This window comes from Streptomyces sp. NPDC046335, assembly GCF_055587985.1.
This window is the reverse complement of the sequence record NZ_JBVJFF010000001.1, coordinates 533,899-554,248: the sequence shown is the minus strand read 5'-3', so window position 1 is coordinate 554,248 and position 20,350 is coordinate 533,899. Positions and strand designations below refer to the sequence as shown.

Annotated in this window: 14 protein-coding genes; 4 read left to right on the top strand and 10 right to left on the bottom strand. The window is 72.5% G+C overall.

Annotated elements, in window-relative coordinates:
- Nucleotides 1-13: 13 nt before the first annotated feature.
- From ACZ6JY_RS02430 to hrcA, 7 genes are all read right to left on the bottom strand, one after another.
- Complete coding sequence (locus tag ACZ6JY_RS02430) at nt 14-3,250, bottom strand: S41 family peptidase (RefSeq protein ID WP_469191902.1); 3,237 nt, start codon at nt 3,248-3,250, stop codon at nt 14-16.
- 40 nt (nt 3,251-3,290) lie between these two features.
- Nucleotides 3,291-3,911, bottom strand: coding sequence for a hypothetical protein (locus tag ACZ6JY_RS02425; RefSeq protein WP_469191405.1), 621 nt, complete (start codon nt 3,909-3,911; stop codon nt 3,291-3,293).
- Nucleotides 3,912-4,004: 93 nt separating this feature from the next.
- A complete protein-coding gene (locus ACZ6JY_RS02420; protein WP_469191403.1) occupies nt 4,005-4,397 on the bottom strand; it encodes a VOC family protein in 393 nt (130 codons plus the stop codon).
- A 23-nt stretch (nt 4,398-4,420) separates the two neighbouring features.
- The gene (locus tag ACZ6JY_RS02415; protein ID WP_469191401.1) at nt 4,421-5,161 is read right to left on the bottom strand and encodes a 16S rRNA (uracil(1498)-N(3))-methyltransferase; all 741 of its coding nucleotides are present in this window, start codon (nt 5,159-5,161) and stop codon (nt 4,421-4,423) included.
- Nucleotides 5,158-6,240, bottom strand: coding sequence for a nitronate monooxygenase (locus ACZ6JY_RS02410; protein ID WP_469191399.1), 1,083 nt, complete (start codon nt 6,238-6,240; stop codon nt 5,158-5,160). The genes ACZ6JY_RS02415 and ACZ6JY_RS02410 overlap by 4 nt, the downstream gene beginning before the upstream one ends.
- Nucleotides 6,241-6,347: 107 nt before the next feature.
- A complete protein-coding gene (gene dnaJ / locus ACZ6JY_RS02405) occupies nt 6,348-7,484 on the bottom strand; it encodes a molecular chaperone DnaJ (protein WP_469191397.1) in 1,137 nt (378 codons plus the stop codon).
- The gene (gene hrcA / locus ACZ6JY_RS02400; RefSeq protein WP_469191395.1) at nt 7,485-8,501 is read right to left on the bottom strand and encodes a heat-inducible transcriptional repressor HrcA; all 1,017 of its coding nucleotides are present in this window, start codon (nt 8,499-8,501) and stop codon (nt 7,485-7,487) included.
- A gap of 166 nt (nt 8,502-8,667) precedes the next feature.
- Here hrcA and ACZ6JY_RS02395 point away from each other — a divergent pair, with 166 nt between their 5' ends.
- A complete protein-coding gene (locus tag ACZ6JY_RS02395; RefSeq protein ID WP_469191393.1) occupies nt 8,668-9,411 on the top strand; it encodes an MBL fold metallo-hydrolase in 744 nt (247 codons plus the stop codon).
- 35 nt (nt 9,412-9,446) lie between these two features.
- Nucleotides 9,447-10,280: a DUF3097 domain-containing protein gene (locus ACZ6JY_RS02390; RefSeq protein WP_469191391.1), complete on the top strand. Its 834-nt coding sequence runs from the start codon at nt 9,447-9,449 to the stop codon at nt 10,278-10,280.
- Between the two features lie 19 nt (nt 10,281-10,299).
- On the opposite strand, the gene hemW is transcribed toward ACZ6JY_RS02390, so the two are convergent.
- Together hemW and ACZ6JY_RS02380 are read right to left on the bottom strand one after the other, a co-directional pair.
- A complete protein-coding gene (gene hemW, locus ACZ6JY_RS02385; RefSeq protein WP_469191389.1) occupies nt 10,300-11,532 on the bottom strand; it encodes a radical SAM family heme chaperone HemW in 1,233 nt (410 codons plus the stop codon).
- Nucleotides 11,533-11,560: 28 nt separating this feature from the next.
- Nucleotides 11,561-13,480 (bottom strand): SpoIIE family protein phosphatase, encoded by a 1,920-nt coding sequence (locus ACZ6JY_RS02380; protein ID WP_469191387.1) that lies wholly within the window; start codon nt 13,478-13,480, stop codon nt 11,561-11,563.
- Between the two features lie 243 nt (nt 13,481-13,723).
- Between ACZ6JY_RS02380 and ACZ6JY_RS02375 the strand changes: the two genes are divergently transcribed.
- Nucleotides 13,724-17,818, top strand: a complete 4,095-nt coding sequence (locus ACZ6JY_RS02375; protein ID WP_469191900.1) for a HAMP domain-containing protein — start codon at nt 13,724-13,726, stop codon at nt 17,816-17,818.
- Between the two features lie 12 nt (nt 17,819-17,830).
- A complete protein-coding gene (locus tag ACZ6JY_RS02370; RefSeq protein WP_469191385.1) occupies nt 17,831-18,415 on the top strand; it encodes a response regulator in 585 nt (194 codons plus the stop codon).
- A gap of 35 nt (nt 18,416-18,450) precedes the next feature.
- Here the strand turns inward: ACZ6JY_RS02370 and ACZ6JY_RS02365 are convergent, their stop codons facing one another.
- Nucleotides 18,451-20,340: an AMP-dependent synthetase/ligase gene (locus ACZ6JY_RS02365; RefSeq protein WP_469191383.1), complete on the bottom strand. Its 1,890-nt coding sequence runs from the start codon at nt 20,338-20,340 to the stop codon at nt 18,451-18,453.
- Nucleotides 20,341-20,350 lie beyond the last annotated feature (10 nt).

Here is a 20,350-nt window from a genome sequence, read left to right as displayed (position 1 = left end):
ATCCCCGCGGCCGTCACGGGGCTCCGGGTACTCGCGGTGCCGTCTTCGCCGGGTTCTCCTCAAGGGCGGCGACGGCGATCCGCACGGCCTCGTCCAACTGCGGGTCGCGGCCCGCCGCGTGGTCGTCGGGGGTGGTCACGACCTCGACGTCGGGCTCGACCCCGCGGTTCTCCAGGCCCCAGTCCTGGCCCTCCAGCCAGAACGCGTACTTCGGCTGTGTCACGAGCGTCCCGTCGACCAGGTGGTAGCGGCTGTCGATGCCGACGACGCCGCCCCAGGTGCGGGTGCCGACGACGGGACCGATGCCGAGCGCCCTGATGGCGGCGTTGACGATGTCGCCGTCGGAGCCGGAGAACTCGTTGGCCACGGCGACGACGGGGCCGCGCGGCGCGTCCTGCGGATAGCTGAAGGCCCGCGAGCCGCGGGGGATGTCCCAGCCGATGATCCGGCGCGCCAGCTTCTCCACGATCAGCTGCGAGGTGTGTCCGCCGCCGTTCTCGCGGACGTCGACCACCAGGCCCTCGCGGGCGACCTCGACGCGCAGGTCACGGTGGATCTGCGCCCAGCCGGGCGCCTGCATGTCGGGGACGTGGAGGTAGCCGAGCCGGCCGCCCGAGCGCTCGTGGACGTAGGCCCGCCGGTCCGCGACCCACGCGTGGTAGCGCAGCGGCTCCTCGTCGTCGACGGGGACCACCACGGCGTGCCGCGGGTCGCCGCCGCCGGAGGGCGAGACGGTCAGCTCGACGGGCTTGCCCGCGGTGCCGACGAGCAGCGGTCCCGGCCCGGTCACGGGGTCGACGCCCTGGCCGTTGACCTCGATCACCGCGTCGCCGGGGCGCACCGCGACGCCGGGGGCGGCGAGCGGTGAGCGCGCGGCCGGGTCGGAGGTCTCCGAGGGCAGGACGCGGTCGACGCGCCAGAGGCCGTCCTCGCCGCGCGAGAGGTCGGCGCCGAGGAGCCCCTGCCGGAACGTGGCCCCGCCCCCGCCGCCGGAGACGACGTACGCGTGCGAGGTGCCGAGCTCTCCCTGGACCTCCCAGAGCAGGTCGACGAGGTCGTCGTGGGTGGCGACGCGGGCGAGGACGGGGCGGTAGCGCTCAAGGACGCCGTCCCAGTCGACGCCGCCGAGGTCCGCCCGCCAGAAGTTGTCCCGCATGAGGCGGCCGGTCTCGTCGTACATCTGCCGCCACTCGGCGGCCGGGTCGACGGTGAGCCGGATGCGGGAGAGGTCGACGGTGATGTTCGAGTCGCTGTCCTCGTCGCCGGAGGCGCGCCGGTCGCTCGGCACCACCTTCAGCTTGCCGTCGGTCCACAGCAGGACCCGTTTGCCGTCGCCGGTGACCGCGAAGTGGTCGGCGTCCGAGGCGAGTTCCTCCACGCGGCGCTGTGCGAGGTCGTACCGCTCCAGCTCGGTGTGCGGGTCGGGGTCGAGGGGGTGCGCCCGGGAGGCGCCGAGCACGCCGCGCACCGGGTGGCGCAGCCACAGCAGCCCGTCCTTGGCGGCGCGCAGCGTCGAGTACCGGGCGGCCTCCACGGGGAAGGGCACGATGCGGTCGGCGAGCCCGTCGAAGTCGACGCGGGTGACGGGGGCGCCCTCGCTGTCGGGGGTCTCCGGGCCGCCGTCCTGCGCGTCGAAGGGCCTGCCGTGGCGCTGCGGCCCGAACGGGGACGGCGTGGTCGCGGCGAGCGTGATCAGGTGCGGCCGTGCGCCGCCGACGAAGGCGAGGTCGAAGACGTGCTCGTCGTAGACCGGGTCGAAGGCGCGCGCGGAGAGGAACGCGAGGTGCTTGCCGTCGAGGGTGAAGGCGGGCGAGTAGTCGCGGAAGCGCAGCGGGGTGGCGTCGCAGACCGAGAGGTCGGCGGTGTTGGCGAGCCTGAGCTGCCGCAGCGGGCGCGGCCCCGGGTGCGACCAGGCGAGCCAGGCGGAGTCGGGCGAGAAGACGAGACCCGTGGCCTCGCCGTCCTCGCCGCGGTCGACCTCGCGGACCTCGCCGCTCTCCCGCTCCACGAGCAGCACCCGGCCGTCGTGCGAGGCGACGGCGGCGCGGCTGCCGTCCGGCGAAACGGTGAGCCCGAGGACCCGCCCGAGCTGCCCCGCGGCGAGCCTGCGGGGCGTGGCGCCGGGCGCGGGTCCGGTGGCGGGGGCGAACTCCAGTGCCTCGTCGCCCTCGGCGTCGGTGACCCACACGACGTGTTCCTCGCCCGCCACGCGGAAGGTGCGGGGCAGCCGGGCGCGGACGCCCCGGGTGGCGGCGAGGGCGCGGGCGGGGCCTTCGCGGTGCGTGACCCAGTGCACGGAGCCGCGCACGGAGACGGCGCTGCCGCGTCCGGTGTGGTCGGGCGCCGCGGCCCCGAACCAGCGGGCGGCGGCCACGCGGTGCGGCTGGAGGTCGGTGCGCTGGCCGCCGAGGCGGATGCCGAGGCGGCGCGGCTCCGCTCCGTCCAGGTCGTCCAGGAGCCAGAGTTCACCGGCGGACGCGTAGACGACGCGGGTGCCGTCGGTGGCGGCGTGCCGGGCGTAGAAGCCGTCGACGGGGGTGTGGCGGCGCAGGCCGGTGCCGTCGGGCAGTGAGGAGTAGACGGCCCCCACGTCCTCGTGATCACTCAGGAAGGCGATCCGCTCCCCCACCCAGAGGGGGTACTCGATGTTCCCCGCGAGCTCCTCGTGGACGCGTACGAACGGTGCGGCGGCCTCGCCCGGCGGCTCGGGGGCGGCGGCCGCGCGGAGCCACAGCTTTCCCGCCGTGCCGCCCCGGTACCGCTTCCACCAGGCGGCCTCGCGCCCCATGGGGGCCGAGAGGAGCAGGACCTGCCCCTGGGGGCCGTGCGTGACATCGCCGACGAGGCCGTACGGCAGGGTCTCGGCGGGGCCGCCGTCGAGGGGGACGGCCCGTGCCCAGGTGCGGCGCAGGGAGGCCTGGCCCGCCGCGCTGACGGCCAGGACGCGCCCGTCGGGGGTCCAGCCGCGCACGCCGGTCTTCGCCGTGCCCCAGTACGTGAGCCGCTGGGAGGGGCCGCCGTCGAGGGGCGCGATGTGCACCTCGGGCGCGCCGTCGCGGGTGGACGTCCAGGCGACGGTCGTGCCGTCCGGGGAGATACGGGGATGGTTCACAGGCATGTTGTCGGCGCTGACCCGCCAGGCCCGGCCCCCGTCGAGGGGGGCGACCCAGACGTCGTCCTCGGCCGTGAAGGTGACCAACTCGCCGTGAAGGTGCGGGTATCGGAGGTACGCAGTCTGTGTCACACCTATCAGCCTAGGCAGGCCCGCGGCGGTCCGACAGAGGTTTGGATCACTTGCCCGGCAGGCAGTCGCAGGTCGGCGCGGGCGGCGTCACGGTCACGGTGACGGTCGTGGTGGGGCCTGGCCGCGGCTCCTCCTCGGCGGGCGGCTGATGCGAGACGGGCGGATTCGAGCCGTTGCCGTCGCCGTTGTCGCCGTTGTCGTTGTCGTCGCCCGCGTCGCAGTTGCCGAGGACGTCGGCCTGGAACCACTCCTTGCCGTCGACCTTGGCCGTGAGGTCGCCGCGGACGCAGCCTCCGTCGACGACGGAGTACACCTTGCCCTTGATGGTGATGTCCTTGCCGTCGTCGCTCTCGCCCTGGCAGTCCACCGTGACGGCCGCGTTCTCGTCGGCGGAGGAGCCGCTCTTCGGGGTCACCTTGTCCTCGTAGCGCGCCGTGCAGCTCAGCCAGGCCACGTCCAGGTGCTGCCGCTCCAGCTCCTTGGTGCCCGTCCGGTCGGTGGTGAGCGCGACCGCGGAGGTGTTCATGTCGCCGTTCGCCGGGTCGCACGCGGTGACGCCGAGCGCGGCGGCACCGGCGAGCCCGACGGCGTACAGGACCGGCGCGCGCCGCTTCCGCGGCCGCGCGATCCCCTTTTCGCGACCGCCCGGCCGCCTCAATGCCCCCATGAGCGGCAGAGTGCCACCCCGCACGCCGGAGGGGTAGACCGCTTGCGGCCATCTGCCAGGGGGCCGAGGGCCGGTCGCCGAGCGGTCCCCGCCTCAGCCCTGCGAGAGCAGCCACTCCTGGAGCTCCACCACGTTGCCCTCCGGGTCCTTGAGGTGGGCCACCCGCATACGGTCCGTCATCGGTGCGGGCCCGTGCGCCAGGACGGCGCCGCGCCCGGTGATCTGCTCGCAGTACGCGTCCAGGTCGTCGACCCGCAGCACCACCAGGGAGCGGTGCCCGGTCGCGGGCCCGGCGAGCTCGCCGATCAGTCCGGCCGTCATCGCCCGATCCTGAAGCGCGATGCCCGCCGAGCCGACGGCCGGGCTGAACTTCTCGTACGGCCCCTCCTCAGCGCCCGACTGGGGCTTGAGGCCGAGGACCCCGGCGTAGAAGCGGTAACAGGCAGGGAAGTCCGAGACGAGCAGACGGACCTGGGCGAGTTCCAACGCAGCCCCCCGGGGGGTCGGGTTCAGGACCAGCGGCCCGTGCGTCCGAGGAGCAGCGCGCTCGCCGCGGTCCCCGCGGTCGATGTGCGCAACACGCTACGCCCGAGCCGGTAGGGCGCCGCCCCGGCCTGCGCGAAGAGCGCCAGCTCGTCGGGGGAAACCCCTCCTTCTGGCCCCACGACGAGCACGATGTGGCCGGTGGTGGGCAGTTCCGCGGTGGCCAGCGGCTCGCTGCCCTCCTCGTGCAGGACGGCGGCGAAGTCGGCCTCCGCGAGCAGCGCCGCGACCTGCTTGGTCGACGCCGCGTCCGCCACCTCGGGGAAGCGCGTCCTGCGCGACTGCTTGCCGGCCTCGCGCGCGGTGGCCCGCCACTTGGCGAGCGCCTTCTGGCCGCGCTCGCCCTTCCACTGCGTGATGCAGCGCGACGCGGCCCACGGCACGACGGCGTCGACGCCGGTCTCCGTCATGGTCTCCACGGCCAGTTCACCGCGGTCGCCCTTGGGCAGTGCCTGGACGACGGTGATACGGGGCGACTCCGCGGGCTCCTCGGCGACGGAGTCCACGCGGACGACGAGCCGGTCCTTGCCCTCGGTGTCCACGACCACGCACCGGGCCCACCGTCCGGCGCCGTCGGTCAGGACGACGTCCTCACCGGCGCGCAGCCGCTTCACGGAGACCGCGTGCCGTCCCTCGGGCCCGTCCAGCACAAAGCGCCCGCCGGCGCCCGCGTCGAGGGGCTCGACGACGAATACGGGTGCGGTCACCTGGTGCCTCCCTGGTCCGTCGCGGCCGACGACGCCTTCGCCTCGGCCAGTTCGGCCACGAGGACCTCCACGAGCTGCCCGGCGGGCAGCTCCCTGGCGAGCCGGTGGCCCTGCCCGGCCCAGAGCGCCATGGCCTGCGCGTCACCGGCCTTCGCCGCGGCCTTGCGCAGGTCGCTGGTCAGGTGGTGGACCTGGGGGTAGGCGGCGGGGGCGTACGGGCCGTGCTCCCGCAGGAAGCGGTTGACGAGGCCGCGCGCGGGCCGCCCGGAGAACGCCCGGGTCAGCTCGGTACGTACGAACAGCGGGTTGGTCATGGCCTGCTTGTGCAGGGTGTGGGCGCCCGACTCCGGGGTGACGAGGAAGGCCGTGCCGAGCTGCGCCGCGTCCGCGCCCGCCGCGAGCACGGCGGCGATCTGCGCGCCGCGCATCAGGCCGCCCGTGGCGATCACGGGGAGCCGCACGGTCTCGCGGACCAGCGTGAGGAGGGTGAGCAGGCCGAGTCCTGCGCCGTCGGTCTCCGGCTGGTCCCGGTGGGTGCCCTGGTGGCCGCCCGCCTCCACGCCCTGCACGCACACGGCGTCGGCGCCGGCCCACTGGGCGGCCTGCGCCTCCTCCGGGGTGGTGACGGTGACGACGGTCAGGGTGCCGGCGCGGGTGAAGGAGTCCAGGACGTCGCGGGTGGGGCAGCCGAAGGTGAAGGAGACGACCGGTACCGGGTCGTCGAGGAGGATCGCGAGCTTGGCGTCGTACCCGTCGTCGAGGCCGCTCTCCGGGTCGCCGAGCCGCGTCTCGTACCAGGTCGCCTCGCCCGCGAGCTGGTTGCGGTACACCTCCACCGCCCCCGCGTCGGCGCTGTCGGGCTGCGGCATGAAGAGGTTGACGCCGAAGGGCCGCGCGGTCAGCCCCCGCACCTGCTTGATCTCCTGGTACATCCCGTCGGCGGTCTTGTACCCGGCGGCGAGGAAGCCGAGCCCTCCGGCCTCGGACACGGCCGCGGCCAGTTGCGGGCTCGAGGCCCCGCCGGCCATGGGGGCCTGCACGATCGGACAGCGGAGGAGATCGGTCAGTGCGGAGGACATAACGGCATCGTGCCACGTCCCCGTACGAATCCCCCTCCCACCCCCTGAGCGCGGCAGGGGCCCCGGAGGCGGAACGCCCCGGGGCCCCTGTCGTACCGCTGAAGGCGCTACCGCCCGTTGAACGCGTCCTTGAGCCGGGAGAACAGGCCCTGCTGCCCCGGCTGGAACTGCCCCGTGGGCCGCTCCTCGCCGCGCAGCTGCGCCAGCTCCCGCATCACCCGCTCCTGCTCGGCGTCGAGCTTCGTCGGCGTGAGGACCTCGACGTGCACGATGAGGTCGCCCCGGCCGCCGCCACGCAGATGCGTGATGCCGCGCCCGTGCAGTGGGACGGACTGCCCCGACTGCGTGCCGGGCCGGATGTCGATCTCCTCAAGGCCGTCGAGCGTCTCCAGCGGCACCTTCGTGCCGAGCGCCGCCGCCGTCATCGGGATCGTCACCGTGCAGTGCAGATCGTCGCCGCGCCGCTGGAAGACGGCGTGCGGCAGCTCGTGGATCTCGACGTAGAGGTCACCGGCGGGACCGCCGCCGGGCCCGACCTCGCCCTCGCCCGCGAGCTGGATCCGGGTGCCGTTGTCGACACCGGCCGGGATCTTGACGGTCAGCGTCCGCCGCGAGCGGATCCGCCCGTCGCCCGCGCACTCGGGGCACGGCGTCGGCACGACCGTGCCGAAGCCCTGACACTGCGGGCAGGGCCGCGAGGTCATGACCTGGCCGAGGAAGGACCGCGTGACCTGCGACACCTCGCCGCGGCCGCGGCACATGTCACACGTCTGGGCGGAGGTCCCCGGCGCGGCTCCCTCACCGCTACAGGTCGTACAGACGACCGCGGTGTCGACCTGGATGTCCTTGGTGGTGCCGAAGGCCGCCTCGTCGAGGTCGATCTCCAGCCGGATCATGGCGTCCTGGCCGCGGCGCGTGCGCGACCGCGGGCCACGCTGCGACGCCGTACCGAAGAACGCGTCCATGATGTCGGAGAAGTTGCCGAAGCCACCGGCTCCGAAGCCACCGGCTCCGCCGCCGCCCGCCTGGGACAGCGGGTCGCCGCCGAGGTCGTAGACCTGCTTCTTCTGCGGGTCCGACAACACCTCGTAGGCGGCGTTGATCTCCTTGAAGCGCTCCTGAGTCTTCGGGTCCGGATTCACGTCCGGGTGAAGCTCACGCGCCAGCCTCCGGAAGGCCTTCTTGATCTCGTCCTGGGAAGCGTCGCGGCGCACGCCGAGTACGGCGTAGTAGTCCGTGGCCACTTACGACTCCGCCAGGATCTGTCCGACGTAACGTGCCACTGCGCGTACTGCTCCCATCGTTCCCGGATAGTCCATGCGGGTCGGTCCGACCACGCCTAGTTTCGCGACTGCCTCGCTGCCCGAACCGTAGCCGACCGAGACCACGGACGTGGAGCTGAGCCCCTCATGGGCGTTCTCATGACCGATCCGTACGGCCATGCCCGAATCCTGCACCTCACCAAGCAACTTGAGGAGCACGACCTGCTCCTCAAGGGCTTCGAGAACGGGCCGGATGGTGAGGGGAAAGTCATGTCCGAAGCGGGTGAGATTGGCGGTGCCGCCGATCATCAGCCGTTCTTCGGTCTCCTCGACGAGCGTTTCGAGGAGGGTGGAGAGGACCGTCGCGACGGTGCCGCGATCCTCGGCCTCGAAGGCCTCGGGCAGGTCCTGCACCAACTGCGGCACGTCCGCGAAGCGGCGCCCCGCGATCCTGCTGTTCAACCGCGCCCGCAGGTCCGCGACCGAGGTCTCACCGAAGGGCGCCGGGCAGTCGATCATGCGCTGCTCGACCCGGCCGGTATCGGTGATCAGTACGAGCATCAAGCGCGCAGGAGCGAGCGAGAGCAACTCCACGTGCCGCACCGTCGACCGCGTGAGCGAGGGGTACTGCACGACGGCCACCTGCCGCGTGAGCTGCGCGAGCAGCCGCACCGTACGCCCCACCACGTCGTCGAGGTCGACGGCGCCGTCGAGGAAGTTCTGGATGGCCCGCCGCTCCGGCGCGGTCATCGGCTTGACGCCCGCGAGTCTGTCGACGAAAAGGCGGTAGCCCTTGTCGGTCGGGATACGCCCCGCGCTGGTGTGGGGCTGGGCGATGAACCCTTCCTCCTCCAGCGCCGCCATGTCGTTGCGGACCGTGGCCGGCGAGACTCCGAGACTGTGCCGCTCGGTGAGCGCCTTGGAGCCGACGGGCTCCTCTGTCCCGACATAGTCGTGGACGATGGCGCGCAGCACCTCGAGCCTGCGTTCGCTGAGCATCGCGCACACCTCCAGCCGTCATCCGTCGCCGTGATCCCCGCCTGGCACTCAACGCGGGTGAGTGCCAGCCTGTCAAAGGGCCAGTGTACGGCGGTCGGGTACGGGCCCGGCAAGGCCGGACCCCTCTCGCTCTGCCGAGGCCTTCCACAGCGGTTAGCGTCACCGTATGGACGTGGAGCCGGCATGGGAAGCGGCGGGCTGGGAACGGCTCGCCCCGCGGGTGGGACGGGTGCGGCTGCCCGGCTGGGACTGCACGGCGGGACTCGTCGTCGGTGCCGGGGCGGCCCTCATGGTCGAGGCGGGGTCGAGCCTGGCGGAGGGCGCGGCGCTGCGGACACGGGCCCGGGATCTCATGGGCGGCGGGCGCAGAGTGACGCATCTCGCGCTCACCCACCCCCATTTCGATCACGTCTTCGGGACGGCGGCCTTCGCGGGGGTACAGGTGTACGCCGCCGTGGGCGTCGACACGGTCTTCGACGCGGGCCGCGAGGAGCTGCGGACGGACGCGGTGCGGCACGGCCTCGGCGCGGACGCGGCGGCGGAGGCGGCCGATCTCCTGCGCGCGCCGGGGCATCTGGTGTGCGGGGAGTGGACGCTGGACCTCGGCGGCGGGATCGAGGTCCTCCTCGCGAACGTCGGCCCCGGTCACACGGCGCACGACCTGGCGGTCCTGGTGAAGAGCCCCGGCGAAGGCCCCGAGGTCGTCTTCTGCGGCGACCTCGTCGAGGAGTCGGGCGACCCCCAGGCGGGTCCGGACGCGGTGCCCCGGCGGTGGCCCGCGGCGCTGGACCGGCTCCTCGAACTCGGCGGCGAGAACGCGCTGTACGTGCCGGGGCACGGTGCGGTGGTGGATGCGGCTTTTGTCCGTGCGCAGCGCGCCACACTGGCGGCTCTCTTCGGCGTGTCGTGAGCGCCGCCGCCCCCCTTATTCCTATCGTCGGCAGAATGCGCCAGTACTCCGCCGACCTCACGCCCCCCTGGAAGAAGCCGAAGGCCGTGCCCGAGGTGGCGGCGGACGCCGGTCTCGTGGTCGAGGAGCCGGCCACCGGGTTCTGCGGGGCGGTGATCCGCTGCGAGAAGACGGCGCAGGGGCCGACGGTGACGCTGGAGGACCGCTTCGGCAAGCACCGCGTGTTCCCGATGGAGCCGGGCGGCTTCCTCCTTGAGGGCCGGCCGGTGACGCTCGTCCGCCCGGCCGCGACGGCGCCCGCTCCGGTACGTCCCTCCCGTACGGCATCCGGCTCGGTGGCCGTCCCGCGGGCGCGCGCCAGGGGCGCGCGCGCGGGGCGCATCTACGTGGAGGGCCGCCACGACGCGGAGCTCGTGGAGCGGGTATGGGGCGAGGACCTGCGGGTCGAGGGCGTCGTCGTCGAGTACCTGGAGGGCATCGACGACCTGCCCCGCATCGTCGCCGAGTTCTCCCCGGGCCCCGACGCGCGCCTCGGCGTCCTGGTGGACCACCTGGTCCCCGGCTCCAAGGAGTCCCGCATCGCGGCGGAGGTCGGCTCCCCGGACGCCCTGGTGGTCGGCCACCCCTACATCGACGTCTGGGAGGCCGTGAAGCCCTCCTCGGTGGGCATCGAGGCGTGGCCGCGGGTGCCGCGGGGCCAGGACTGGAAGCTGGGCGTCTGCGAGGCCCTGCGCTGGCCCCCGAACACGGGCGCGGCCTGGCAGCGCATCCTCTCCTCGGTCCACAGCTACCGGGACCTGGAGCCGGAGCTCCTCGGCAGGGTGGAAGAACTGATCGACTTCGTGACGGAGCCTGGCCCCGGGGCCTAGGACCCGCGACAGAAGCCCCCTAGTCCACCAGGTCCCGTACGACCGCGTCCGCCAGCAGGCGGCCCCGTAGGGTCAGGACCGCGCGGCCGGCCGCGTAGGGCTCGGGAGCCAGGAGGCCGTCGGAGAGGGCTCTCCGCGCGGCGGCAAGACCCGCCTCCCGGAGGAGGGAGAGCGGGCAGCCGTCCTGGAGGCGGAGTTCCAGGAGGATGCGTTCGACCCTGCGGTCCTCGGCGGAGAGGACCTCCCGCCCGGCCCCGGGCGACCGTCCCTCGGCCAGGGCCGCCGCGTACGCGCCGGGGTGCTTCACGTTCCACCACCGCACGCCCCCGACGTGGCTGTGCGCGCCGGGTCCGGCGCCCCACCAGTCGGCCCCGCGCCAGTACAGCTCGTTGTGCAGGCACCGGCCCGCCGGTGTCGTCGCCCAGTTGGAGACCTCGTACCACGCGAAGCCCGCGGCCCCGAGCACCTCGTCGGCGATGAGGTACCGGTCCGCGTGGGCGTCGTCGTCGGTCATCGGCACCTCCCCGCGGCGGATGCGCCGCGCGAGCTGCGTGCCCTCCTCGACGATCAGCGCGTAGGCACTGATGTGGTCGGGCCCGGCACCGAGCGCCGCGTCGAGCGTGGCCCGCCAGTCGGCGTCGGACTCGCCCGGCGTGCCGTAGATCAGGTCGAGGTTGACGTGGTCGAAGCCGGCCGCCCGCGCCTCGGCCACGCACGCCTCGGGCCGCCCGGGCGTATGCGTGCGGTCGAGCACCTTCAGCACGTGCTGCCTGGCGCTCTGCATGCCGAAGGAGACGCGGTTGAAGCCACCGGCCCGCAGCTCGGCGAGGTACGCCTCGTCCACCGACTCCGGGTTCGCCTCGGTCGTGACCTCCGCGTCGTCCGCGAGCCCGAACTCCTCCCGTACGGCATCCAGCATCCGTACGAGATCACCCGCGGCGAGGAGCGTCGGCGTGCCGCCGCCGACGAAGACGGTCCGCACGGGCCGCGGGTCGTCGCCGAGGACCTTGCGGGCGAGCCGCACCTCGTCGGCCAGGGTCTCGGCGTAGTTGTCGCGCGAGGCGAGCACGCCACCGGAGCCGCGCAGCTCGGTCGCGGTGTAGGTGTTGAAGTCGCAGTAGCCGCAGCGCGTGGCGCAGTACGGGACGTGCAGGTAGAAGCCGAGCGGGCGGGAGGCCGCGCCGTCCAGGGCGGACGCGGGCAGCGCCCCGTCCTCGGGCATGGGCTCACCATCGGGCAGTGCGGAAGGCATGTACTCGATTGTCCCGCACCGCGCGCCTTTACCGCGCCTGGAGCACCAGCACCGCCAGATCGTCGTCCGGCGGCCGGTCGGAGAACTCGTGCACGAGCCGCCGGATCCGCTCCGCCACGAGCTCCGCGTCGAGCCCGGCACAGTCGGCGAGGGCCAGCGCGAGGCCGTCGCCGTCGTCGAACTGGAGCCGTCCCGAGCGCCGCTCGGTCACGCCGTCCGTGACGCACAGGAGCGTGTCGCCGGTCCGCAGCTCGAAGGACTCACTCGTGTACGTCTCGTCGTCGAAGACCCCGAGCAGCATCTGCGGGTTCGCCGCCACCCGCACCTTCCCCTCGGGGCCGAGCAGGAGCGGCAGCGGGTGTCCCGCGCACGCGATGGTGCAGCGGACCCCTCCCTCGTACGGCACGAGCTCTCCGTAGAGCAGGGAGAGGAAGCGCGCGGTGGGGCCGTCGGCCGGCACTCCCTGGCCGCCGCCCGCGACGGCGACGACCGCGGCCGCCGCGTCGGACGCCTCGGTGGCGTCGTCGAGGAGGAGCTGGTTGAGGCGGTCGAGGACCTCGGCGACCGCGTACCCCTCGCGGGAGAGCAGCCGCAGCCAGGGGCGGGCGAGGCCGATGACGACGGCGGCCTCGGGGCCCTTGCCCTGGACGTCGCCGAGCGCGAAGCACCAGCGCCCGTCGCCCGCCTGGAAGAGGTCGTAGAAGTCGCCGCCGGGCCCGCCCTTGTCCCGCGGTTCGTACACCACGCCGCTCGCCATGCCGGGGATCTGCGCGACCTTCTCGGGCAGCAGTCCGCGCTGGAGCACCTGGCTGATGTTGGCCTGGCGCTGGTACCGCCGGGCCGTGCTGATCGCGAGGGCGACCCGGCGGCTGAAGTCCTCGACGAGCCCGGTGACCTCGTCGGGGAAGCGGTCGAGGCCCGCCCGGCCGATCACCAGCGTGCCGAGGGCGCGCCCGCCCGCGGTGAGCCGGTACGCGAGCGCGGCACCGGAGGTGTCGTCCGGCAGGGCGGCGCCCGGCCAGTTGACGGCGTGGGCGCCGGAGCCCGCGGCGACGGGCAGGTGGGGCGGGTCCTTCTCCAGGACGCGGCGGAGCTCCTCCATGCGGCTCTCGCTGGTGTGCCAGACGCGGGCGAGCCGCGTCGCGGAGCCGTCGGCGGCCGTGTGGGCCGGGCCCTCGGAGGCGACGTCGAGCCAGACCGCGCACCAGTCGGCGAGCCGCGGCACGAGGAGCTGGCCCGCCAGGGAGGCCACCAGGTCCTCGTCGAACTGCCCGGCGAGGAGGTCGGACGCCTCGGCGAGGAAGCTCAGCGCACCGCGGTTGACCCACTCCATGCCGTGGGAGGTCTGCTTGGGCAGCGGCGCGAGGATCTCGACGGCGCGCAGACCGCGCTGGAACGCCTGGTCGTTCGCGTACGCCTCGATCCCCTTGACGGCCACGACGCCGTGGACGGGCAGGCTGGCCCAGACGCTCTTGGTGCCCCTGCGGTAGGTGATGCCCCAGGACTCGGCGAGGCTGGCGACGAGCTGGAGGCCGCGGCCGTACTCGGGGATGCCTGCCGGGCTCGGGCCCTGGTCGCCGCGGACGGCGCGGGCGGGGTGGTGGTCGGACACCTCGATGACGAGGGTCTCGGCCTCCTCCCCCGGCCCGGCCTCGTCAAGACGGCACAGCAGTTCGACGTCGGTGCCCGCGTGGACGACGGCGTTGGTCGCCAGTTCGCTGACGATGAGCACCGCGTCGTCGGCCAGGCGGTCGTCGATACCGGCCGCCGCCGGCACGCCGAGCTCGGCCCAGTCGGCGAGGGCGACGCGCACGAATCTTCGCGCGGCCGCCGGTGCCAGCGAGTTTCCGGGCAGCGACGTCCGCACCACCGCCGACGACCCGGGATGGTCCGGATCCTTGGCGGAGGCACGGAACGCGGTCTCCCGTTGCGTCGAAGTGGACCCCACGGTGCGGCTCCTGAGCAGTTCGGGCGAATACGCCTCAGGCGACACCGACAGAGTGACAGACTGGCCGCGCCCATAAGCACCGAGTTACCGAAGTGGGCCGCTATGAGTGAGAACAGTGCTATGCCCGCGCGTGGATCGAGCCGCGTTCCCGCCCCGGCGCGCCCTTCGGTGCCGGCGGACGGCGGCGCCCCCGCGAGCGTCGTCACCATCACCCCGGCCGAGCTGCGCCCGCTTCTCGCCGCCATGCGGGCCGCGCGGGACGGGGACTTCACCAAGGTGGTGCCGGTCGGCGAGGGGCTGACCGCCGAGCTGTACACGGTCTTCAACGAGATGATGGACCGCTCCCTGCACTTCGACGCCGAACTCGTCCGGGTGCGCAGGGAGATCATCCGGCACGGCCGTCTCGACGAGCGGTTCTCCGCGAGCCCGGGGCAGGGCAGATGGACGGCCCGGGTCCAGGAGGTCAACACCCTCCTCGACTCCCTGGTCGCCCCGGCCGCGAACGCCACCCGGGTGCTCAACGCGGTGGCGGGCGGCGACCTCACCCAGCGCGTGGACCTGCACGACGGCAGCCGCGAGCTGCGGGGCGACCTGCGCAGGCTCGGCCGCGCGGTCAACACGATGGTCGACCAGCTCTCCCTCTTCACGGTCGAGGTCACGCGCGTGGCCCGCGAGGTGGGCACCGAGGGGCGGCTCGGCGGGCGCGCCAAGGTGCGCGGCCTGTCCGGGAGCTGGCGTGACGTGACCGAGGCGGTCAACACCATGGCGGCGCGGCTCACCGCGCAGGTGCGGGACATCGCCCTGGTGACCACGGCGGTGGCGCAGGGCGACCTGACGCGCACGGTGACGGTCGAGGCGACGGGCGAGCTGCTCGAACTGAAGCTGACCGTGAACACGATGGTGGAGCAGCTCTCCGCCTTCGCCGCCGAGGTGACCCGAGTCGCCCGCGAGGTCGGCACGGAGGGGCAGCTCGGCGGCCGTGCGCAGGCGCGGGGCGTCTCGGGCGTCTGGAAGGACCTCACCGACAACGTCAACTTCATGGCGTCGAACCTCACCTCCCAGGTCCGCAACATCGCCCAGGTGACCACCGCCGTCGCCAACGGCGACCTGAGCCAGAAGATCACCGTCGACGCCCGGGGCGAGATCCTGGAGCTGAAGTCGACGGTGAACACGATGGTCGACCAGCTCTCCGCCTTCGCCGACGAGGTCACGCGCGTGGCCCGCGAGGTCGGCACCGAGGGCAACCTCGGCGGGCGCGCTCAGGTGCGGGGCGTCTCGGGCGTCTGGAAGGACCTCACCGACAACGTCAACTTCATGGCGGACAACCTCACCTCCCAGGTCCGGAACATCGCGCTCGTCTCGACGGCCGTCGCCCAGGGCGACCTCGGCAAGAAGATCACCGTCGAGGCCAAGGGCGAGATCCTGGAGCTGAAGTCGACCATCAACACGATGGTCGACCAGCTCTCCGCCTTCGCCGACGAGGTCACCCGCGTCGCCCGCGAGGTCGGCACCGAGGGCAACCTCGGCGGCCAGGCCCAGGTGCGGGGCGTGTCCGGCGTATGGAAGGACCTCACCGACAACGTCAACTTCATGGCGTCGAACCTCACCTCCCAGGTCCGCAACATCGCCCAGGTCACCACCGCCGTCGCCAACGGCGACCTCTCCAAGATGATCACCGTCACCGCGCGCGGCGAGATCCTGGAGCTGAAGGACACCGTCAACACGATGGTGGAGCAGCTGCGCGCCTTCGCCGACGAGGTGACCCGGGTGGCCCGCGAGGTCGGCACGGACGGCCGTCTCGGGGGCCGCGCGCAGGTCCTCGGCGTCTCGGGCGTGTGGAAGGACCTCACCGACAACGTCAACTACATGGCGGACAACCTCACGGGCCAGGTCCGCAACATCGCCCAGGTCGCGACCGCCGTCGCCCAGGGCGACCTCTCCAAGAAGATCGACGTGGACGCCCGCGGCGAGATCCTGGAGCTGAAGACCACCATCAACACCATGGTGGACACGCTCTCCTCCTTCTCCTCGGAGGTCACCCGCGTCGCCCGCGAGGTCGGCTCCGAGGGGCAGCTCGGCGGCCAGGCCCGCGTCGAGGGCGTCTACGGCACGTGGAAGCGCCTGACGACGAACGTGAACGAGCTGGCGCTGAACCTCACCACCCAGGTCCGCGCCATCGCCGAGGTCGCCTCCGCCGTGGCCCAGGGCGACATGACCCGCGCCATCACCGTGGAGACGCGAGGCGAGGTCTCGGAGCTCAAGGACAACATCAACCTCATGGTCTCCAACCTCCGCGAGACCACCCGCGCCAAGGACTGGCTGGAGTCCAACCTCGCCCGCCTCGCGGGCCTGATGCAGGGCCACCGCGACCTGATGGAGGTCGCCGACCTGATCCTGCGCGAGCTGACCCCGCTGGTGAACGCGCAGTACGGCGCGTTCTTCCTGGCCGATCCGGACACCGCGGAGAGCCCCGCGCCCACCCAGGTCACGGCGAAGGGCCTCGCGTTCATCGCGGGCTACGGCGCGGCGCAGGGCTCGGTCGTCGACACCGGCGGGATGCCCGCCCAGGGCCTGGTGCGGCAGGCGGCCCTGGAGAAGAAGCGCATCCTGGTCGAGGAGGTGCCGCCGGACTACATCAAGATCCATTCGGGGCTCGGCGACGCCGCCCCCGCCACCGTGGTGATCATCCCGATCCTCTTCGAGGACAAGCTCCTCGGCGTGATCGAGCTGGCCACGTTCTCCCGGTTCTCCGACGTCCACCTGGCCTTCTTCGACCAGTTCGTGAACACCATCGGCGTCGCGATCAACACCATCATCGCCAACTCCCGTACGGAGTCGCTGCTCGGCGAGTCCCAGCGGCTCGCCACCCAGCTCCAGGAGCGCTCGGACGAACTCCAGCGCCAGCAGGCCGAGCTGCGCCGCTCCAACGCCGAGCTGGAGGAGAAGGCGGCCCTGCTCGCCACGAGCTCGCAGTACAAGTCGGAGTTCCTGGCGAACATGTCGCACGAGCTGCGCACCCCGCTCAACTCCCTGCTCATCCTGGCCAGGCTGCTCTCCGACAACCCCGACAACCACCTCTCCGACCAGGAGGTGCAGTTCGCGACGACCATCCACCGCTCGGGCTCGGACCTCCTCCAGCTCATCAACGACATCCTCGACCTGTCGAAGATCGAGGCGGGCCGGATGGACGTACGCCCCAAGAAGCTGCCGCTGATCAAGGTCCTCGACTACGTCCACGCGACGTTCCGCCCGCTCACCCTCGACCGGGGCCTGGCCTTCGACGTGTCGGTCGGCGAGGACGTGCCGCGCGAGATGTTCTCCGACGAGCAGCGCCTCCAGCAGATCCTGCGCAACCTCCTGTCGAACGCGGTGAAGTTCACCTCGGCCGGCAGCATCGAGCTGCGGGTCAGCCGCGTCAAGGAGGCCGCGCGCGACCGCCTGGCCCACGACAACGACGACCTGCTCTGCTTCGCGGTCAAGGACACCGGCATCGGCATCCCGCCCGAGCAGCTACCGGTGATCTTCGAGGCGTTCCAGCAGGCCGACGGCACCACCAACCGCAAGTACGGCGGCACCGGCCTCGGCCTCTCCATCAGCCGCGAGATCGCGGGCCTGCTCGGCGGCCGGATCACCGCCGAGAGCCGCCCGGGACAGGGCTCGGTCTTCTCGCTGTACGTGCCCGTGGTGCACCCCGGCCACGGCGCCGCCGCCCTGGCGTACGCGGCGGCCCACACCCAGCACCTGCCCGAGCCCGTGGAGCACGCGGCCCTGCGGCCGCACACCGCCCTCGAACCCGACGACAGCTGGCCCACTCCCACGAAACTGGAGGAGTGGAAGGAAGGGCGTGCCGGCCGGATACTGCCGGGCCGCAGGGTGCTGATCGTCGACGACGACATCCGCAACGTCTTCGCGCTGACCCACGTGCTCAGCCGCGTCGGCATGCCCGTCCTGTACGCGGAGAACGGCCGCGAGGGCATCGAGACCCTGGAGCGCAATCCCGACGTCGACATCGTCCTGATGGACATCATGATGCCGGAGATGGACGGCTACGAAACCATGGCGGCCATCCGCCGCAGCCCCCGCTGGCGTGGGCTGCCGATCGTCGCGCTGACCGCCAAGGCCATGCCGGGCGACCGCGAGAAGGCGATCGCCGAGGGCGCCACCGACTACGTACCCAAACCCGTGGATGTGGACCAGCTCCTCGGTGTCGTCTGCGCCCTTCTGGACCAGGACGGCACCGCCACCGGCCAGGAGTCCGCCTCCCCCGACCCGGCATCCCTCGCAGCGGAACAGCCGAGCACCCCTGAAGAGAGCGCTGCTCCGCCGGCAACCGATTGAGGCACCATGACCATGAGCGCAGATTCCATGACCGACCACCGCGCGAGCATCCTCCTGGTCGATGACATGGAGGACAACCTGATGGCACTCGAAGCAGTCCTGGGGTCCTTGAACGAACCACTGGTGCGTGCCCGTTCGGGGGAGGAGGCGATGAAGGCGATCCTGAGGCAGCGGTTCGCCGTGATCCTCCTGGACGTCCGGATGCCCGGCATGGACGGCTTCGAGACCGCGACCAACATCAAGCGCCTCGACCAGACCAAGGACGTGCCCATCATCTTCCTGACGGGCACCGACAACGACGCGGGCTACGCCTTCCGCGGGTACGCCACGGGCGCCGCCGACTACCTCACCAAGCCCTTCGACCCATGGGTGCTGCGCGCCAAGGTCACCGTCTTCCTCGAACTGCACCGCAAGAACCGCCAGCTGGAGCGGATACTCGCTCGCGAGCAGCGCCAGTTCGACGAGCTGGCCGCCCGCCTCTCGGCGATCGAGAGCCACATGGCGGCGAGCAGTCTCCAGGACGTCCTGGAGCTGCGCCGCCATGTGACCCACATGGAGGAACTGGTGCAGGAGATGCGCCGCGGACGGGGCGTCTGAGGCCGGCCGCCCCGTGCGCCTACCCCTGCCGGGGCTCAGGCCTCGCGCGAGCCCGCGTACATCTCGTCGATCAGGTGCTTGTACTCGCGCTCGACGACCGGGCGCTTCAGCTTCAGGCTCGGCGTCAGCTCGCCGTGCTCGACGTCGAGGTCGCGCGGGAGGAGGCGGAACTGCTTGATGGTCTGCCAGCGCTGAAGGCCTTCGTTGAGCTGCCGCACATAGCCGTCGACGAGCTTGACGGCGGCGGGCGAGGCGCAGACCTCGGCGTAGGACCTGCCCTCCTGGCCGTTCTCCTTGGCCCACTGGAGGATCGCGGGCTCGTCGAGGGAGATCAGCGCGGTGCAGAAGTTCCGGTCCGCGCCGTGCACCAGGATGTTGGAGACGTACGGGCACACGGCCTTGAACTGGCCCTCGACCTCGGCGGGCGCGATGTACTTGCCGCCGGAGGTCTTGATCAGGTCCTTCTTGCGGTCGGTGATCCGCAGATAGCCGTCGACGGACAGCTCGCCGATGTCCCCGGTGTGGAACCAGCCGTCGGACTCCAGGACCTCGGCGGTCTTGTCGGGCAGCTTGTGGTAGCCCTCCATGATGCCGGGGCCGCGCAGCAGGATCTCGCCGTCGTCCGCGATCCGCACCTCGGTGCCGGGCAGCGGCTTGCCGACCGTGCCGGTGCGGTAGGCCTCGCCGGGGTTCACGAAGGAGGCCGCGGAGGACTCGGTCAGGCCGTACCCCTCCAGGATGTGGATGCCGGCGCCCGCGAAGAAGTACCCGATCTCCGGGGCCAGCGCGGCGGAGCCGGAGACGGCGGCGCGCAGCCGTCCGCCGAAGGCCTCGCGCAGCTTGGAGTAGACGAGCGCGTCGGCGGCCTTGTGCTTGGCGCGCAGCGCGAAGGGCACGGAGGCGGTGCCGGTCCTGCGGAAGTTGTCCTGGCTGACCTTCGCGTACTCGCGGGCGACGTCGGCGGCCCACAGGAAGATCTTGTACTTGGCCCCGCCGCCGGCCCGGGCCTTGGCCGCGACGCCGTTGTAGACCTTCTCGAAGATGCGGGGCACGGCGGCCATGTAGGTGGGCTGCACCACCGGCAGATTCTCGATGATCTTGTCCACCCGGCCGTCGACGGCGGTGACGTGCCCGAGCTCGATCTGCCCGGAGGTCAGCACCTTGCCGAAGACGTGGGCGAGCGGCAGCCACAGGTACTGCACGTCGTCCGGGCCGAGCAGCCCGGTCGACGCGATGGCCTTCGCCATGTACGACCAGTTGTCGTGCGGCAGGCGCACGCCCTTGGGGCGGCCCGTGGTGCCGGAGGTGTAGATCAGCGTCGCGAGCTGGTCGGCGGTGATCGCCGCGATCCGGTCCTTGACGAGCGCGGGGTTCTTCTCCAGGTGGGCGGCACCCCTGGCCTCCAGGTCGGCGAGGGTGAGCACCCATCCTTCGGGGTCGCCCTCGGCGGCCGAGACGCCCTCGGCGTCGATCACCACGACGTGCCGCAGCTCGGGCAGCTCGGCCCGCTTCTCGCGCGCCTTGGCGAGCTGGGCGGCGTCCTCGGCGATCAGCACCCGGCTCTCGGAGTCGGCCACGATGTACGCCGACTCCTCCGCGTTGGTCTGCGGATACACGGTCGTGGTGGCCGCGCCCGCGCACATGACGCCGAGGTCGGCGAGGATCCACTCGACCCGCGTGGAGGACGCGAGGGCGACGCGGTCCTCGGGGCGCAGGCCGAGCTCGATGAGGCCCGCGGCGATGGCGTGGACCCGCTCGGCGGCCTCCGCCCAGCTGAGCGCCTTCCAGTCGTCGGGGCCCTCGCCGGTGGCCGTGGGCACCGGGTAGCGATAGGCCTCGGCGTCGGGCGTGGCCGCCACGCGCTCCAGGAACAGATGCGCCACGGACGGCGGACGGTTCTCGATCAAGGTCTGTGTGTCGCTCACGACATCCTCC

What these genes read in the sequence shown, in the direction of transcription:
- hrcA (WP_469191395.1), bottom strand. Translation starts at nt 8,501, where the DNA reads ATGCTCAGCGAACGCAGGCTCGAGGTGCTGCGCGCCATCGTCCACGAC.
- ACZ6JY_RS02425 (WP_469191405.1), bottom strand. Translation starts at nt 3,911, where the DNA reads ATGGGGGCATTGAGGCGGCCGGGCGGTCGCGAAAAGGGGATCGCGCGG.
- ACZ6JY_RS02410 (WP_469191399.1), bottom strand. Translation starts at nt 6,240, where the DNA reads ATGTCCTCCGCACTGACCGATCTCCTCCGCTGTCCGATCGTGCAGGCC.
- ACZ6JY_RS02370 (WP_469191385.1), top strand. Translation starts at nt 17,831, where the DNA reads ATGAGCGCAGATTCCATGACCGACCACCGCGCGAGCATCCTCCTGGTC.
- ACZ6JY_RS02390 (WP_469191391.1), top strand. Translation starts at nt 9,447, where the DNA reads ATGCGCCAGTACTCCGCCGACCTCACGCCCCCCTGGAAGAAGCCGAAG.
- ACZ6JY_RS02375 (WP_469191900.1), top strand. Translation starts at nt 13,724, where the DNA reads ATGCGGGCCGCGCGGGACGGGGACTTCACCAAGGTGGTGCCGGTCGGC.
- hemW (WP_469191389.1), bottom strand. Translation starts at nt 11,532, where the DNA reads ATGCCTTCCGCACTGCCCGATGGTGAGCCCATGCCCGAGGACGGGGCG.
- ACZ6JY_RS02395 (WP_469191393.1), top strand. Translation starts at nt 8,668, where the DNA reads ATGGACGTGGAGCCGGCATGGGAAGCGGCGGGCTGGGAACGGCTCGCC.